Raw genomic sequence first — 16,122 nt, 5'->3', positions numbered from 1 at the left:
GTGGCGACCAGGCCGAGGATCAAGGACGTCGCGGAGTACGCGGGCGTCTCCCCCAAGACCGTCTCCAACGTGATCAACGACTTCGAACACGTCTCGGAGCACACCCGGGCCGCCGTGCGGGAAGCCATCGAGGCGCTCGGCTACCGGGTCAACCTCGCCGGCCGGCAGCTGCGCCAGGGCCGCACCGGCATGATCACGCTGGCGGTCCCCGAGCTCGACGTCGCCTACTTCTCCGAGCTGGCCAAGCACGTGATGGCCGCGGCGGACCGGCGCGGCCGCACCGTTCTGCTGCACCAGACCGGTGGGGTCCGCGAGCGCGAACTGTCCGCCCTGCACGGGTTCGACGCCCAGTTCACCGACGGGATCATCCTCAGCCCGCTGTCGCTGACGCCGCGCGACCTCGCCACACGGGACACCCGGCTGCCCGTCGTCCTCCTCGGGGAGCGCCAGGCCCCGGGCGCGGTGGATCATGTGGGCATCGACAACGTCGGCGCCGCCCGTGAGGCGACCGGGCACCTGCTCGCCCGGGGGCGGCGCACCATCGCGGTCGTCGGAGGCGCGGTCCGGGGCCGGCAGGGCACCGACCGGCTGCGCACCAAGGGCTACCAGTCGGCTCTGCGGGCCGCCCATGTCCCGTTCACACCGGATCTGGTCGTACCGGTCGAGCACTACCACTGGCAGGACGGCGCCCGGGCGGCGGCCGCCCTGCTGGAGCGGCGGCCACGCCCGGACGCCCTGCTGTGCCTGAACGACCACCTCGCCCTCGGCGCGCTGCGTGCCCTGCACGAGGCCGGCCTGCGCGCCCCCGACGACCTCGACGTGGTCGGGTTCGACGACATCGAGGCCTCACGTTTCAGCGTGCCGAGCCTCACCACGATCGCTCCGGACAAGGAGGCCATCGCGGACAGCGCGGTGTCCCTGCTGATCGACCGGATCGACCGGCCGGACTCGGAGGACGCCGTCGACCGCCTCGTCGGCCACCGGCTGGCCGTGCGGGAGAGCACCGGCGAGCGCTCCTGACCGGGCGTGGCGCACCCGGCCGCGATGGCCGGCGGTCAGGAGCGGGATCGCTCAGGAACAGAGGTTCACGTGCCGGACGGCCAGGACGTGCCCCGCCGCGTCGATGAGGCGGCTGCGGGAGAGGTGTCCGCCGGTCACCGCGTTGGTGATCGCCGTCGCGATCGAGGACGTCTGGGAGCTGACGTTGCCCTTCAGGTCGAACAAGACCATGTCGGCACCGGAGCGCAGGGCCTGCACGGCGGCGGCGGGCACGCTGAAGCCGGCGGCGGAGATCGCCTTGGCGCTGAGCGAGTCGGTGAGCACCAGCCCCTTGAAGCCCATCTTGCCGCGCAGCTCGCCGATGGCGGTGGGCGACAGGCCCGCCGGGTTGGTGCCCAGGCCCGGCACGATGTTGTTGGCGACCATGATGGCCGGGGCACCTGCCTTGATGGCCGCTGTGAACGGCGGGACGGCCACCTTCTGCAGGGTGGACCAGGGCAGGGTGCGGGCGGGGCCGAAGTCGGAGTTGTAGGTGGAGCCGCCTATGCCCGGGAAGTGCTTGACGACGGGTATCACGCCACCGGCGCGCATCCCGTTCATGTACGCGACACCGGCCTTGGAGACCACCGTGGTGTTGCCGCTGAAGGAGCGCCATCCGTCGGGGTTGGTCTTGCTGGGTGCCACGTTCCTGCCGTCGACGTCGACCACCGGCGCGAGGTTCATGTTCACCTGGGCGGCCGCCATCTTGGTGGCGACCTTCGCGACGTTCTGCTGGATCTGGGCCGGGGTCCAGTGCGCACCCATGTACGCGGCCCAGGGCAGGGATCCGACGAGGTTGGCCATGCGCTGGATGCCGCCGCCCTCCTCGTCGGTCATCACCAGCAGGCCGAGGTGGCCGGGCACATGGGACTTCAGGGTGGTCAGCCGGGCGCCGAGGTCGGAGGGCGCCTTGCTGCCGAAGAGCAGCACTCCGCCCGCGCCGGCGCTCACCTCGGAGGTGGCGTCGGACACCGAGGTCTCCGACACCGGGACGGCGATGGTCAGCATGGCCAGCCGGCGGTTCGACCACCCGGCCAGCTTCGAGCTGTTGGTGCACGCCTTGGCGGTCGCGGTGGCGGAGAGGTCCGGAGCGAGCGAGGTATGCGGGGTCTTGGCGGGACGGGAGGCCGAGGACGCGGCGGGCGGGGCGGGGGACACGCCGGGGCCACTGGAGTGACCGGTCGCCTTGGGCGTGCCGGCGCCCGCGCCGCAGCCCGCCAGGAGCACCGCCGCCACGGCGGCGGCCCCGCTCGCTCTGCCGGCGGTCGTGACCCGGCCGCGCAGCCGCCGGGGTGCTGTCGCGCTTCTCCGGGGTGCTGTCTCGCTTCTGCTGTCCCGGTACGACGAGAGATTCATCGCCCGATCTCCTTTCGGAAGACGCGACGGTACGCGTCGCGCTCAGGGCCGTATGCACACGAGGTGGGCCTCGCGAAGCGTGAGATGCGCTCCGGCCCGCTTTTGTTCGCTCGTCCGCGGGCGACGTCACACCAGCATCTCTCGTTTCGGAGTCGGCCGAAAGGCGGGCATCGGAGGCAGGGCCCGGATGTCCACCGGCCTCCGTCAGGGCGACCCGGGAACGGCCGGACGCGATGCGCCGGCCTGGAGAGCCTCCTGGGCCGGTGGGGCCGGTGCCCGGGTCGCGACGGTGCGGCGCGTGTGGGCGGTGACGTCCTCGACGATGCGCCGGCAGACCTCGGCGGCCCGGTCGAACAGGTAGAAGTGGCCACCGGGCAGGCGGTGGAAGACGGCGGAGGCCCGGGTGTGCGCCCGCCGGCGGCGGACCCGCTCGGGCGGGACCAGTGGGTCCGCCTCCCCCGCGAACAGTGAGAGCGGCGTGGTCGGCGGAGGGCCGCCGTCGTACTCGTAGGTGTCGACGACCTCCAGGTCCCAGCGCATGGTGCTTCCCCGACGCCCTCGATTCCAGGCAGGTGGGCGAACTCCTGCGCGACCTCTACATCGGCGTGGTCTGCCGCCGGGCCCGCCGGCCCCGGCGGAGCAGCACTCGCTCGGCGCCGATCTGCAACATGCCCTCGACCTGCTGCTGCACGGCATCGCGACCCCGGACGGGCCGCACCACAAGCGGCGGTGAGAGTACCCACGGCCTCCTTGCCACGGACCGCCGCCCGCGGGGCCCTTGAGACGCCCGAGGACCAGCTCGACCGCCGGCGCCCGACACCCCGTCATGACACTCCGGCTCCAGCGGAGTCGGCCGCGGACGCTCGGCACTTCAGGAAGCCCCTACCGCCTCCAACTTCGACTGTACAACATATTTAAACTGTGGTACATCAATCTGGAGGGGGAGGGATCTGATCGCCAACCAGCAGAGCGGAGTCACTGTGAGCGCGACGGGAGCAGTGGACCAGGCGCCGGCCCCACTGGGCCGACGGGAACGCAACAAGATCAGGACGAAGGAGCGGCTCTACGACGCGGCCCTCACCCTGTTCACGGAGCAGGGCTACGACGAAACCTCCATCGACGAGATCGCGGAGCGGGCCGACGTCGCGCGTGGCACCTTCTTCAACTACTTCCAGCACAAGGAAGACCTGCTCAGCACCTGGGGGGAGAAGCGCCGCAGCACCCTCACGACCGCCCTGGCCTCGGACGGCCGCGGCGGCGGCTCGGCCGCCGAACAGCTGCGCCGCTGCATGACGGTTCTCGGCCGGATGAGCGAGGAGCACCAGAAGGAGACCGGGGCCCTGCTCATGGCCTGGGTCCGCGCGGGGCACCCCCTGGTCGAGGAGCCCTACCTCGCCGACCTGTTCGCCCAGATCGCGGCCACGGGCATGCAGCGCGGAGAGTTCCGCGAGCACGTCGCCCCCGAGCACGCGGGCAACGCCCTGCGTGACATCTACCTCGGCGCCCTCTACCGCTGGTGCGGTCGCCCCGACGCCCCGACCGGCACGCTGACGAAGGAACTGCTCGCCGCCCTCGACCTGATGCTGCACGGCCTCGTCTCCCCGCCCACCCCCGAGGAAGCCACCCGCTGACCGACCGAGCCCGGATGCATGCCGGCGCCCCGGTCGGCAGCGACTGGGTCGAGCACGGCCGGCAGGGGTGCGGGGTGCTGAGCGAGAGCGACGTTCTCAACGCCGTACGGCTTCTCAACGCCGTACGGCAGCGTGTCCAGGACCAGGCGGGCACCGCTCCAGCTGGAATCGGCTTCTGACCGCCGCGAGCAGCCGGCGGTGGGCGCCCCAATCGGGCTGATTCACGATGGGCACGGTGACGAAGACCTGCGAGCCGGCGACGTCGCAGACGCTCACCTCCGTGCACCCGCTCTCGGTCTCCTCCGTGGGGTCGATCATGATCCGCGGGGAGCGTCCGCTCTCCAGCCAGGTGGCCTTCCTTCCGGCCGCGACAGCCTCCAAAACCTCGGCCCAGCTGTCGAGGTCGTACGCGTTGAGATACAGCTCGACGCGACCACTGACGAATCCGGTGCCGACCACGATCTCGGCATGGAGGGCATCGCACTGGTCAGTGCCGGAGAAGCTCATTCCTCCGATGATGCGCAGGGAGACGCTCTGCTCCTCGTCCGAAAGGCGGATCAGCTCCAGGGGGCTGGAATCGGGCACGTCGGTACTACCCCTTTCTGTGCGGTGCGAGCTCCTGGACGGCACGGTGGTCATGGCGGTCGGTGACCGCCGCGGCGGCCCCTTTTCGCCGGTGGAGGCCCGGAGGGCACCCAGAGGCCCTCCGGGCCTCCCCGCGCTCCCCGCGCTCCCATCGACGCATCCCACGTACAGGACCATTGTGTCCCACTGGGTGGACAGGTGGCGCACTCCCCGCGCTCGTTTTGCATAATGCAAAAGTAAGAAAGGGGAATCGATGATTGCCACACCGGCAGCACGGGACGGGAAGAAGTCGTCCACCACCACGGCGAGGGGCATCGCGCCCACGCCGACGATCGCGGAACTGCGCAACGCCCCGTGGGCCGTGATGGCACTGGCCGTGGTGGTCGGTGCCGGGGCGGGCGCGGGCTCGGTCGTCTTCCGCTGGTGCATCAAGACCTTCACCCGCCTGCTGTCCGGCCACGCCGACTACTCCGCGTCCCCCGGCGCCGGCAACCCGCACGTGCCCTGGCTCGGTCCGTACTTCGTCCTGCTCACCCCGGTGATCGGCGGACTGCTCTACGGCCCCCTGGTACACCGGTTCGCCAGGGAGGCCCGCGGGCATGGCGTGCCCGAGGTGATGGTCGCGGTCGCCCAGCGCGGCGGACGGATCAGCCCCAAGGTCGCCGTCGTCAAGACGCTCGCCTCGGCCCTGACCATCGGCTCCGGCGGCTCGGTGGGCCGCGAAGGCCCGATCGTGCAGATCGGCTCGGCGCTCGGCTCGACCCTGGGCCGGGTGACGAAGGCGACCGAGGGCCGCACAAAGCTCCTGGTCGCCTGCGGTGCGGCGGGCGGCATCGCAGCCACCTTCAACGCTCCCCTGGCCGGGGTCTTCTTCGCCATGGAACTGATCCTTGGCACCTTCTCCGCCGAGGCGTTCGGCGCGACCGTACTGGCCAGCGTCACCGCGAGCATCATCGGACGGGCCGCTTTCGGTGACGCCGCCTTCCTCAGCCTTCCGGACTTCCACGTCGACAACCCCGCCCAGTACGGCCTGTTCGCACTCCTCGGCCTGGCGGCCACCGCGGTCGGGGTGGGCTTCACGCGCTTCCTCTACCTGATCGAGGACGCCTGCGACTGGCTCTGGCGCGGCCCGGAGTGGCTGCGTCCCGCGGTCGGCGGGCTCGCGCTCGGACTGGTGCTGCTGGCTCTGCCGCAGATGTACGGCGTCGGCTACCCGGTCCTGGAGAAGGCGACCCAGGGCGGCTACGCGGTCGGCTTCCTGCTGGTCCTGCTGCTCGGCAAGATGGTGGCGACCAGTCTGACGATCGGCATCGGCGGCTCGGGCGGCGTCTTCGCACCCAGCCTGTTCATCGGCGCGATGCTCGGTTCGGCCTACGGCATCGGCGTCCACCACCTGTTGCCCGGCACGGCCGGTGCAGTGGGAGCGTACGCACTGGTGGGCATGGGCGCGGTGTTCGCCGGCGCGGCCCGGGCACCGATCACCGCGGTGGTCATCCTTTTCGAGCTGACCGGCGAGTACTCGATCATCCTGCCCCTGATGCTGGCCATCGTGCTGGCCACCGCCACCAGCCGTCTGCTCAGCCGCGACACCATCTACACCCTCAAGCTGCGCCGCCGCGGCATCGACCTCGAAGGCGCCGCACCCGGGGCCCGCATCGGCCGCCAGCATGTCGGCACCGTCATGGAGCCGCTGCCCTCCCCCCTGGCTGCGATCACGCCCCTGGCGGACGCCGCGGACCTGCTGAGCCTCTCCGGCCACGGCGCACTCCCGGTCGTCGACGAAACCGGCCAGTACGTCGGAGTCGTCACCGCCCAGTCGGTCGCCGAGGCCCTCGCCGAACAGCCTGACGCCGCGCCCGCGACGGTCGGGCAGCTCGCCGAGCCACCCGCACCCGTCACTCCCGACCAGCCCATCGGCCAGGCCTTGCACACCCTGCTGTCAGCCGCCGGCTCCGGGGTTCCCGTCCTCGACTCCGAACGGGGCAAGCCGGTCGGCTGGCTCAGCCACCAAAGCGCGTTGCGCGCCGTGCATGCCACCACCTGACCGTGCCCCTCTCCGGGCGCTGCGCGTTCTACGGCCGTGATCTTTTTGCATTGTGCAAAAATAGAGAGAGGGGGCTCGACCAGACCCGGAGGTGAGCCATGGACATCAAGCACGTCCAGCACGCCTACTCGTTCGTATGCCTCGACTGCGGACACGGGTGGGAAAGCGTGTACGACATCGATGTGACCTTGGACGATCAGGGGCGGACCATCGCCACTTACCACCTCGACGGCAGGCCCGTACCCTCACCACTGCAGTCACCGCGCTGCCCCGCCTGTGAAGGCCGCAAGATACGCATCATGCGGCCCGGGCGCGTGGCATCGGCGCGCCTGCACGAGAGATGACGACGACGCTTCGCCGGTGCGTGGATCCATCAGCGACCGTCGGCCCCTTCACGGCCTCGCCCGTCAGCGCCTGACCGGCCGCGCCGGCCGGGAGTCGCGGCTCATCTTGCGGGATGCTCCAATATGAGATGGTGCAAATTTTACCTGGAGCAAAGGTAGTTTCGCGGGGCGCCTCCGTACCTCCTGTCGTCCAACCGCTCACACCAGGAGGCACCGCGCACATGTCGCGCAGCACCATCGGGACCGTCTTCGTGGGCGGCGCACTGAGCCTGACACTCGCCGCCCTCGCCTACCCGAGCATGCTCGGGATGCAGCACACCTCCGGCAATCCGTCCCGCGTGATCGCCAACACCCCCTTCGGTCCGCTCACCGAGGCCGACCGGGACTTCGTTGTCAAGGTGCGCTCCGCCGGACTGTGGGAATTCCCCTCCGGCGAGATGGCCCTCGCCAAGGGGACATCCACAGCCGTACGAACCGCCGGCCAGCACCTGGTCATCGGACACGCCGCGCTCGACGCGACCTGCCGCAAGATCGCCCCCCAGTTGGGGATCACACTCCCCAATCAGGCCACCCCGCAGCAGCAGGGCTTCGTGGCGACGTTGACGGCGGACAAGGGCAAGCAGTTCGACTCCGACCTGGCCAACATCCTCCGGGTGACGCACGGCCAGATCTTCCCGGCCATCGCCAAGATCCGCGCCACCACCGAGAACACCCTGGTCCGCCAGCTGGCCAACCAGGCCAACGACGTCGTGCTGGACCACATCACCGTGCTGGAGAACACAGGACTGGTCAACTTCGACCAGGTCAACTTCCAGGAGACGACTCCGCCCAAGCTCCCGACCGGTCAGGTCACGCCGCCTCCGCCGCAGCCGGGGGCACCTGTCGTCGCCCTCACGCCACCCGCCGGAGTGTCGACGAACACGGCCGCGCCCGGCCCGTCGGCCACCCCTGCCACGGGTTGATCAGCGGCGGACCGGGGCGCCCCGACGCGGGGGACGGCGGAACGTCACGAAGGGCCGGGAAGCCGGTACGAGCGCACCACGGCGGTCACGGTCGCGGCGATGAGGGCCGCGCCCCACGGTGCCAGGTCGCGCAGCGGTCCCGGTCCCTCCGGTGCCGCACCGCGTGGCGGCACCCGCCCTTCGGGATCGTAGACGACGGCGAGCGCGTCCCCGGGTCGCGTCCCGACTTCGCAGCCGCGCCAGATGCGGACCTTGAGCGGGACGCCGTCGTGGTCCGTCACCGAGCAGAGGTAGCGGCCGTGTTCCCTGTCCGGCCCCCGGCCGCCCTCGACCGAGGTCACCACCACGGACTGGACCCGCCCCCGTTCCGCCAGCACCACGCCGGCGGCGGCCTGCGGCGCCTGGAGCGCGAGGCACACTCCGAGCAGGGCGGTGACACCGATCAGTGCACGGCCCGCACCCACCAGAGCCACGTACAGGGCGAGGGCCACCGCGCACACCAGCCCCGCCTCGCCGTCGGCCAGCGAGGGCCTGCCCGTCCAGGCGCCCAGGACGGCCGTGCCGACGATCGCCGCGGCGCCGAGGCTGCCCGCGAGGATCCCCTCGCCGAGGAGCCACCCGGGCGGCAGCCCGACGAACTCGGCAGGGCCCCACACCATGGTCCGCAGGTGCGCCATCAGGTGCGGCTCGGCATGGGTCGAGGGGCGACGCCTTCGGCGCATGGGTGTCACACTTCCGCGTCCCTTCCACGCCCGTCGGCGGACCCGGTCCAACAGCTGCGTTGCATTATGCAAAACCTGGGGGATCCGGTGATGGGCGGCCTGCGAGCGAGCAGGTGTGCGACGGACCCGGAGCGGGTCACGTGTCCTCCGCCATCGCTCCGTCCGTGATCCAGCCGAGCGGGTGCGGCTCCGGGGCGTCCGTTCCGGGGGCCGGAGGCTCCCCTCCCGCCTCGTTGAAGGCGTTGAGCGCCTCGACGAGCGCCAGCCGCTCGGTCGGCCGGAGCCGTGCGACGATGGCAGCGATCTCGGAACGGCGCCTGGCGGTGACCTCCTCGACCGTACGCCGGCCTTCCCCGGTCAACTGCAGCAGGGTCTCGCGACGGTTGGCGGGGTTGGGTCTCCGGTCGGCGAGACCGACGGCGATCAGCCGGTCGACCATGCGCATGGCGGTGGAGGGCGCCACCCGGAGCAGTTCGGCTAGTTCGACCAGCTTGGTCGTCCCCCGGCTGGACAGCACCACCAGCATCCGGAACTGGGCCACGGTCACCCGGTCCTCCACCGCGGCGAGCGAGCGGGCGGAGACGGCCACCAGCAGGCGCGACGCGGTCAGCACCGCCCGGGTGACGGCATCGACATCGTCCACGGCACCCACAGGGGTCTCTCGCTCAGGCATACGTCCTTTCTACCGTGCCGACGCCGGCGCGCTTCACTCGACGGGAGAACACTGCCCTGTGGCATGGCCGTGGTAGCGGAGCAGGAGCATCGCGGCGTCGTCGTGGAGCGGCCCGGCGGCGTGCCGGACCAGGTCCGCGCGCAGGGTCTCCAGGGCGCGCTGCGCGTCGGGCTCCTTCAGCAGGCCCGCCCGGTCCCCGAGGGGGTAGAAGGAGCCTTGCGGGTCGCGGGCCTCGGTGACGCCGTCGGTGTACAGCAGCAGCTGATCGCCCGGCGCGAAGTCCACCCGATAGGGCTTCGGCCCCTCGACCCCGTGGACGCCCAGGCCCAGCGGGAGGGCGTAGGAGGGCGGCTGGAGGAAGTCGACACCGCCGTCGGCACGGACGACCATCGGCGCCGGATGACCGTGATTGAGGAAGACCACCTCCCGCTCCGACCCGAATTCGGCGAGCACCGCGGTCACGAACCTCTCCCCCTCCAGCTCCCGGGCCACGCTCCGCTCCAGCCGCTCGCCCAGCCCGACCAGATCGGGCTCGTCGTGCGCCGCCTCCCGGAAGGCCCCCAGCACGACGGCGGCCGTCTCCACCGCGGCCAGCCCCTTGCCCTGCACATCGCCGACGATCACACGGATGCCGTGCGGCGAGGCGACCACCTCGTACAGGTCACCACCGATACGCGCCGCCGCGACCGCCGAGGTGTACGACACCGCCGCCTGCAGCCGGCCCGCCGAACGCGGCACCGGCCGCAGCAGCACCCGCTGGGCCACCTCCGCGATCGACCTCACACTCGCCAGCTCCGCCTCCCTGCGCGAGCGCATCACGGCCGCCACGACACCCGCGCCGGTGACCCCCGCCACCGACGCCATCGCCGTGAACCCCCGGCGCTCCTCGAACAGCCCGTCGTACAAGCCCAGCCCCACGCACAGCAGCAGAGCCACCACACCGATCGACGCCGTACGCCGCCACCCCCCGACAAGCCCCGCGAAAGCCGGTCCGAGCGAGACCAACGGCAAGAACCCCACCCCCGGCCCCGCGACCACGTCCGCCACGGCCACCACCACCATCGCCACCACCGGCAGCCAGGACAGCAGCACGGAACCCGATCCCGGTCTACCCACCGTCACGACGTCCCTCCAGCGGCCCGACAACAACGAGAGCCGCCGGATCACATCCACCACACAGGCCCTCTCATCTTTTAGACTATGCAAAGGTTTTCCCGGCCAAGCGGCTCCCGCCTCGGCTCTTTACCCAATTGAGGCCGGGAGCTGACAGGGAAGCCGCAGAGCGCGAACCGGCCGACGACGCCGAGATCACGGCGCGCCACGCCCGGCGACATCCGCGGACCGGACATCGCCTGCGCGCGTTCACGTGCTTGCCCGGGACGGGGGTGGGGGGAGTTCCGGGAGGCCGCCAGATCCATTCCGTTCGTGCGACTGGAGGCCGGCGCCCGCTCCCCAGCCGCCCGGCCGATACAGCGGTCGCGCTCGCGCCTCGGCCGCAACATACCCGAAGTTCTGGCGCTCGGCTTTTGCATCATGCAAAGCTTGCACTGGGGGCCGAGTCGGCGGTCGGGGTTGCCCGGCGCCCATGGAGTGAAGCCCCGTATCGCGGGTGGGGCGACGCACCGACCGCCGACAGGCCACACAAAGGGGGCGCGGCTGCCGGCGATGGCGTGTCAGAGCAGATCAAGGGCGCGCCCGGCCAGGCGGCCCACGAGAGCCCCCGCCCTCCGCGCCAACCGTCACCGAGCAGGCCCGCGCCGACCACACCCGCCGAAGGGAGCACTCCGTCGGCAGATCGCGCGCACCCCACCTGGACGTGGACTGAACAATCGTTTAGCATGCTGTACATGCGTTCAATCCCCGACGACCGCACCACGCGGGCCGTCATCCGTGACGAGGCGCTGCGCCTGTTCGCCGCCCACGGGCCGGAGGCGGTCAGCGTGCGGCAGATCGCGTCCGCCGCGGGTGTGTCGCCCGCCCTGGTCGTGCACCACTTCGGATCGAAGGAGGGGCTGCGCCAGGAGGTCGACCAGTATGTGCTGGACGTCTTCGAGGCGATGCTCGGCGAGCTGACCGGTGACGGCGGAGCGGAACTGCTCGATCCCGGTGCCGGGGCGAGCTCGCTGAGCGAGGCGTTCGCCCGTCACCTTCCGGACGACTCGCCCCTGCCGGGTTACCTGCGCCGGCTCCTGCTGTCGGACACGGACGCCGGGCGGTTGCTGTTCCGGCGTCTGTACGAACTGAGCAGCACCGCGCTGGACGGCCTGGCCGCGGCCGGACTGGCCGCACCCGGGGCGGACCCGGTGGTGCGCGCCGCCCTGCTCCTCGCCAACGACCTTGCCCTGTTCCTGCTGCGCGACCGTCTGGCCGAAGTCCTCGGCACGGACCCGCTGTCGGCCGAGGGCATGGCCCGCTGGGCGCCGGAGATGCTCAGCATCTACGCGGGCGGACTGAACGCGGCACCGCCACAACCTCAAAGAGACAACCCATAGGGAGGCCGCGCGTGGCGACCGGCTCAACTCCAGTACCAGCACCTGTTCTTCAGGCCAACGACATCCACAAGGCGTACGGCAGGCACATCGTTCTGCGCGGGGCCGAGCTGACGGTCGCCCCCGGGCAACTCGTCGCCGTCGTCGGCGAGAACGGCGCCGGCAAGTCGACCCTGCTGAAGATCCTGGCCGGCACCCAGCCCGCGGACCGCGGCGAAGTCGCCCTGTCCGGGGCACTCGGCTACTGTCCGCAGGACCCGGTCCTGAACGGGGCGCTCACCGTCGAGCAGCACCTGCGCTACTTCGCCGCCGCCCGGCGCCTGCCCGACCTGGACCGGGGCCGCGAACTCGTCAGTCTCCTCGGCTTCGAGCGGTACGAGCGGTCGGCCGCCGGCGAGCTGTCCGGCGGCACCCGCCAGAAGCTCAACCTCACCCTGGCCCTGCTCCACGACCCGGACGTCCTCCTCCTCGACGAGCCGTACCAGGGCTTCGACTGGGAGACCTACCTGCGGTTCTGGGACCTGGTCGAGAACCTGCGCGCCCGCGGCAAAGCCGTCGTGATCATCACCCATCTCGTCTTCGAGCAGGACCGCTTCGACCTGCTGGCCGACCTCACCGACGGCCGCCTCACCCCACGTACCGCATCCCGGGAGGACCACCATGTCGGCGCCTGACACCTCACGACACGACGTGCTGTACGGTCAGTTCTCCACCGCGCTGCGCTTCTCGGTGCGCGACCAGACCCGCAACCGGCTCGCCGGACTGCTGCTGGTCGTCTTCGTGCCGGTCTGGTATCTGGTGATGGACGCCATGGCCTCGGGTCAGGTGCTGGACTTCAAGCTGTACGCCACGGGGAAGGTCCTGCACGTCGACGGCGCTCGCCTCACCCTGATCTCCGCGGGCCTCAACTCCGTCACGATGATCGCCGGGTTCGTCGTCTTCGACGCCGTGCGCAAGGCCCTCGCCTTCGACCGGCGCCTCGTCTTCGCCGGATTCCGGCAGTCCACCCTCATCGGCGCCAAGACCCTCGCCATCGCGGCGGTCACCGGCGCGATCGCCCTGTACACCGCGCTGGCCATCCTGTTCTTCTGGCGGCCGACCGTGGGCGGCTGGTTCGCCGTGCTCACCGGGTTCGCGGCCATCGCCCTCACCTACGGCGCCCTCGGGCTGCTTCTCGGCGTCCTGGTGAAGCGAGACCTGGAGGGCTTCTTCCTGATCATCATGGGCGGGCTGATGGACACCTTCCTCCAGAACCCTCTCGGCAATCCCCTCGCCAACAAGCCCGTCCTTCAGTGGTTCCCGTCCTTCGGGCCCATGCAGTTCGCCGTCGGCGGCTCCTTCGGCCGGACCGCCTTGTGGGGGCATCTCGCCCTCGGGCTCGCCTGGGCCGCCGCGTTCAGCATCGTGGGACTGGCCGTCTTCCGGCTCAGGACACGAAACCGGACGCACACCAGGTGACCACGTCACCGCAGACGCCGCCGGCCGACGCGACGCACTTACCTGCGCGCCCTTGAGACATCCTCCCCGCCGGTCGCATCAAGCAGACGGAACAGGCTCGTGCGAAGCGCGTCCTGCGCGGCCGTCCCGGTCATCCGGCCTGCGTCCCGTTCCTCACTCGCCATGTGGCCGAGCCTGATGGTCGCCGCGACCAGCCAGTCGACCGGTAGCCGGTCATCGAATTCCCCGCTCTCCCGGCCCCGCAGAATCACCTGTTCGATGCGGTCGGCGACGGGCCTGTGCCGGTCCCGGTCAGCCGGCGGGCTGACACGCAGGGCGGCGATCCTCTGCAGCAGTACGGGGTAGCGCCGGGCCGCCTTCATGCCGGCTTCGAGCAGACGCATCAGCGCCTCCGCAGCCGGTCCGGTATCGAGCTCGACGGCGTCCATCGCGGCTGCGGCCTCCTCGGTGACGCGGTCGACGACGGCCAGCAGCAGCTGCTCACGAGAGGGGAAGTGGGCATACACGGTCTGCCGGGTCACGCCGGCGGCGACGGCTACGGCCTCCAGGCCGGCGTCCGGATCGGCGTCGAGAACCCGAGGCGCGGCATCCAGGATGGCTGCCCTGCTGCGGTGGGCGTCAGCCCGGCGTTTGCGGGGTGGAGGCGACATCATCTCTTACACCTTGTCAAAGGTAACGGGGCCTGCAATCCTTACATAGTGTAAAAGTTAGCGGAGTCCCAGACCGACGGGAGCACCATGACCCCACTCCACGAGACCGGTCCCAAGGAGTTCATCGCCGGCTTCTTCACCTCCTTCACGGAGGAGTTGCTGCAGAGCGACGAGGACCCGGCGGTGATCGTCGACCGCTTCCACACACCGGACATCATCCAGGTGGCCGACGGGCACCGGATCGACCGCGACAAGCTCATCGCGCACACCCGCCCGGTCCGCAAGAACCGGCCCACCATCCGGATGGACGTGCACGAGGCCATCGCTGACGGCGACCGGATCGCCGCCCGTTACACCCTGCACGCTTCTCAGCGGGGCAAGGACCTCGCCATCGAGGTCTGTTTCTTCGGCCGCTTCGCCGCCGACGGGCGCATGCGCCGAGCACACATGGCCACCCGCGCATTGCCCGCCGACGCCGGCAGCGAGAAGGGGTCGGCGTGACCGAGACCCGCTGCACCGTTACGGGCATGGTCTGAGCACGCTGCGCGGCATCCGTCACCGCGGAGGTCGAGCGTGTCCCCGGGGTCGGCTCAGTGACGGTGGACGTCGACAGCGCAGGAGTCGTGAGCGATCGACGCGCCGCCGCCGATTCAATCGGGCTTCGCGGCCCTGGCGGACGGATGAGCGATCGGCTCCAGTGCGGCCGTCACCGTCCGGTGCAGCGACCGGGGGTCGGCTCCGGCGCGCGAGCGCAGGTTCACGCCGTAGGCGAGCAGGGCGAGCAGTTCGGCCCAGGTCTCGGGGTCGGTCCCCGGAGCGAGTCGGCCGTCGGTCTCGGCCATGACGAGCGCCGCGCGCATCGCGTCCCGCAGCTCCTGATGGTGCCGGTCGAGGACGGCGCGGACGTCGGGTGACCCCTGCTCGGCACCGGCGTGCGCGTTGGCGACCATGCATCCCCAGCGGGCGTATTCGCCCGTGCATCGCGCCTCGATCAGGCCGGCGAAGAAGTCTGCGACGGCGGGCAGCCCCCGGTCGTCCCGGTCGTCCTGTGCGAGCAGGCGGAACGCCGGCCGGGAGCGATGCTCGACGTAGCGACGCAGTGCGGCGAGGTAGAGCTCCTGCTTGCCACCGAAGGTCGCATAGAGGCTCGAGCGGTTGAGGCCGGTCGCCGCCACGACGTCCTGGATGCCGGTGGATGCCAAGCCCTGCCGCCAGAACAGGCGCTCCACCGTCTCCAGGGCCCCATCCGGGTCGAAGTGCTTGATGTCCGCCATGACTCACCTCGTCCTCCTGAAACGACCGGTCCAGGATACTGGCGCCCCGGCCCGGCCCGCGGCTATCTTGAAACGGTCATTCCAAGTATCTCCGTCGCGCCGATCGAGAGGAACATCCTTGACCACCCTCAACAGCGAACTGCGCGCCTTCTACACCGCCCGCCAGGAGCAGATTCCCGCGGAGATCCGCGAGATCATGCGCCGGGCGGGCCAGGAACTCGCCGACTCCGGACAGGCCGACCGGGCCCTCGGCGCCGGCGACCGGGCGCCCCGCTTCCGGCTTCCCGCGGCCACCGGCAAGACCGTGGCCCTGGACGACCTGCTCGCAGACGGCCCCGTCGTCCTGACCTTCTACCGCGGCGCCTGGTGCCCGTACTGCAACATCGCGCTGCGTGCGCTCCAACAGCACCACGCCGACATCATCGCGCGCGACGCACGCCTCGTGGCTGTCTCCCCGCAGATTCCCGACGAGTCCCTCAGCCTCGCCGAGAAGCACGGCCTCGCCTTCGACGTCCTCAGTGACATCGGCTCCGACACGGCCAAGCAGTACGGCCTCGCCTTCGACCTGCCCGACGACCTCGCCGCCGTGTACGACAGGCTGGGCCTCGACCTCCAGCGCGTCAACGACGGGCATCCGCACACCCTGCCGCTGCCCGCCACCTACGTCATCGACCGCGGCGGCGTGATCCGTTGGGCCTTCGTCACCACCGACCACACCACCCGCGCCGAGCCCTCCGACATCGTCGCCGCCCTCGACGCACTGCGCTGAACCGCCCGTTGGGGTGGCGGGACCGCCTGGCCGCCACCCCGGTGGTTTCCGGGTCCTCGGTTCAGGCTGCCTCGGCCTGGGTCTCGACGTCCTCGATGCCGGTGGGCCGGCCGGCCCGGTTCCAGCC

The 16,122-nt window shown here is 71.0% G+C and carries 18 protein-coding genes; 10 read left to right on the top strand and 8 right to left on the bottom strand.

Annotation, left to right across the window (positions count from 1 at the left end; genetic code table 11):
- On the top strand, positions 1–1,020 hold the full coding sequence (locus R2S09_RS30425; RefSeq protein ID WP_306191481.1) for a LacI family DNA-binding transcriptional regulator: 1,020 nt from the start codon (positions 1–3) through the stop codon (positions 1,018–1,020).
- Between the two features lie 51 nt (positions 1,021–1,071).
- Here R2S09_RS30425 and R2S09_RS30420 read toward each other — a convergent pair whose 3' ends face one another.
- On the bottom strand, positions 1,072–2,394 hold the full coding sequence (locus tag R2S09_RS30420) for a glycoside hydrolase family 3 N-terminal domain-containing protein (protein WP_316744470.1): 1,323 nt from the start codon (positions 2,392–2,394) through the stop codon (positions 1,072–1,074).
- 204 nt (positions 2,395–2,598) lie between these two features.
- A complete protein-coding gene (locus tag R2S09_RS30415; RefSeq protein WP_316744469.1) occupies positions 2,599–2,934 on the bottom strand; it encodes a hypothetical protein in 336 nt (111 codons plus the stop codon).
- A gap of 440 nt (positions 2,935–3,374) precedes the next feature.
- On the opposite strand from R2S09_RS30415, the gene R2S09_RS30410 reads away from it, so the two are divergent.
- Positions 3,375–4,025, top strand: a complete 651-nt coding sequence (locus R2S09_RS30410) for a TetR/AcrR family transcriptional regulator (protein ID WP_316744468.1) — start codon at positions 3,375–3,377, stop codon at positions 4,023–4,025.
- Positions 4,026–4,139: 114 nt separating this feature from the next.
- Here the strand turns inward: R2S09_RS30410 and R2S09_RS30405 are convergent, their stop codons facing one another.
- Positions 4,140–4,610: a DUF5959 family protein gene (locus tag R2S09_RS30405; RefSeq protein ID WP_316744467.1), complete on the bottom strand. Its 471-nt coding sequence runs from the start codon at positions 4,608–4,610 to the stop codon at positions 4,140–4,142.
- A 364-nt stretch (positions 4,611–4,974) separates the two neighbouring features.
- On the opposite strand from R2S09_RS30405, the gene R2S09_RS30400 reads away from it, so the two are divergent.
- The 3 genes from R2S09_RS30400 (at position 4,975) to R2S09_RS30390 (ending at position 7,960) form a co-directional block, all read left to right on the top strand.
- Positions 4,975–6,654 carry a chloride channel protein gene (locus R2S09_RS30400; RefSeq protein WP_316744523.1) on the top strand — a complete coding sequence of 560 codons (1,680 nt, stop codon included), beginning with the start codon at positions 4,975–4,977 and terminating at the stop codon, positions 6,652–6,654.
- 98 nt (positions 6,655–6,752) lie between these two features.
- Positions 6,753–6,998, top strand: coding sequence for a hypothetical protein (locus tag R2S09_RS30395; RefSeq protein WP_306191474.1), 246 nt, complete (start codon positions 6,753–6,755; stop codon positions 6,996–6,998).
- 221 nt (positions 6,999–7,219) lie between these two features.
- Positions 7,220–7,960: a DUF4142 domain-containing protein gene (locus R2S09_RS30390; RefSeq protein ID WP_316744465.1), complete on the top strand. Its 741-nt coding sequence runs from the start codon at positions 7,220–7,222 to the stop codon at positions 7,958–7,960.
- A gap of 44 nt (positions 7,961–8,004) precedes the next feature.
- Here R2S09_RS30390 and R2S09_RS30385 read toward each other — a convergent pair whose 3' ends face one another.
- The 3 genes from R2S09_RS30385 to R2S09_RS30375 all read right to left on the bottom strand — a co-directional run bounded on the left by R2S09_RS30385 (position 8,005) and on the right by R2S09_RS30375 (position 10,417).
- A complete protein-coding gene (locus R2S09_RS30385; protein ID WP_316744464.1) occupies positions 8,005–8,682 on the bottom strand; it encodes a hypothetical protein in 678 nt (225 codons plus the stop codon).
- A 136-nt stretch (positions 8,683–8,818) separates the two neighbouring features.
- The gene (locus R2S09_RS30380; RefSeq protein WP_306191471.1) at positions 8,819–9,355 is read right to left on the bottom strand and encodes a MarR family winged helix-turn-helix transcriptional regulator; all 537 of its coding nucleotides are present in this window, start codon (positions 9,353–9,355) and stop codon (positions 8,819–8,821) included.
- A gap of 33 nt (positions 9,356–9,388) precedes the next feature.
- A complete protein-coding gene (locus tag R2S09_RS30375) occupies positions 9,389–10,417 on the bottom strand; it encodes a PP2C family protein-serine/threonine phosphatase (protein ID WP_316744522.1) in 1,029 nt (342 codons plus the stop codon).
- Between the two features lie 785 nt (positions 10,418–11,202).
- Between R2S09_RS30375 and R2S09_RS30370 the strand changes: the two genes are divergently transcribed.
- From R2S09_RS30370 to R2S09_RS30360, 3 genes are read left to right on the top strand one after another with little or no spacing between them, the layout of a single operon-like run.
- Positions 11,203–11,847 carry a TetR/AcrR family transcriptional regulator gene (locus R2S09_RS30370; protein WP_306185346.1) on the top strand — a complete coding sequence of 215 codons (645 nt, stop codon included), beginning with the start codon at positions 11,203–11,205 and terminating at the stop codon, positions 11,845–11,847.
- An 11-nt stretch (positions 11,848–11,858) separates the two neighbouring features.
- Entirely contained in the window at positions 11,859–12,518 is a 660-nt protein-coding gene (locus tag R2S09_RS30365) for an ABC transporter ATP-binding protein (protein WP_306185348.1), read from the top strand.
- A complete protein-coding gene (locus tag R2S09_RS30360) occupies positions 12,505–13,302 on the top strand; it encodes a hypothetical protein (RefSeq protein ID WP_316744463.1) in 798 nt (265 codons plus the stop codon). The genes R2S09_RS30365 and R2S09_RS30360 overlap by 14 nt, the downstream gene beginning before the upstream one ends.
- Before the next feature lie 38 nt (positions 13,303–13,340).
- Here R2S09_RS30360 and R2S09_RS30355 read toward each other — a convergent pair whose 3' ends face one another.
- Positions 13,341–13,952 (bottom strand): TetR/AcrR family transcriptional regulator, encoded by a 612-nt coding sequence (locus R2S09_RS30355; protein ID WP_316744462.1) that lies wholly within the window; start codon positions 13,950–13,952, stop codon positions 13,341–13,343.
- Positions 13,953–14,039: 87 nt separating this feature from the next.
- Here R2S09_RS30355 and R2S09_RS30350 point away from each other — a divergent pair, with 87 nt between their 5' ends.
- Positions 14,040–14,453 carry a nuclear transport factor 2 family protein gene (locus tag R2S09_RS30350; protein ID WP_306185352.1) on the top strand — a complete coding sequence of 138 codons (414 nt, stop codon included), beginning with the start codon at positions 14,040–14,042 and terminating at the stop codon, positions 14,451–14,453.
- A gap of 149 nt (positions 14,454–14,602) precedes the next feature.
- Here R2S09_RS30350 and R2S09_RS30345 read toward each other — a convergent pair whose 3' ends face one another.
- Entirely contained in the window at positions 14,603–15,226 is a 624-nt protein-coding gene (locus R2S09_RS30345; protein WP_316744461.1) for a TetR/AcrR family transcriptional regulator, read from the bottom strand.
- Between the two features lie 118 nt (positions 15,227–15,344).
- Here R2S09_RS30345 and R2S09_RS30340 point away from each other — a divergent pair, with 118 nt between their 5' ends.
- Positions 15,345–15,995 (top strand): peroxiredoxin-like family protein, encoded by a 651-nt coding sequence (locus R2S09_RS30340; protein WP_316744460.1) that lies wholly within the window; start codon positions 15,345–15,347, stop codon positions 15,993–15,995.
- Positions 15,996–16,122: the final 127 nt, after the last annotated feature.

Source organism: Streptomyces sp. MK7 (genome assembly GCF_032658145.1).
Classification (GTDB): Bacteria; Actinomycetota; Actinomycetes; order Streptomycetales; family Streptomycetaceae; genus Streptomyces; species Streptomyces spiralis.
This window is presented reverse-complemented; position numbering and strand designations above follow the sequence as displayed.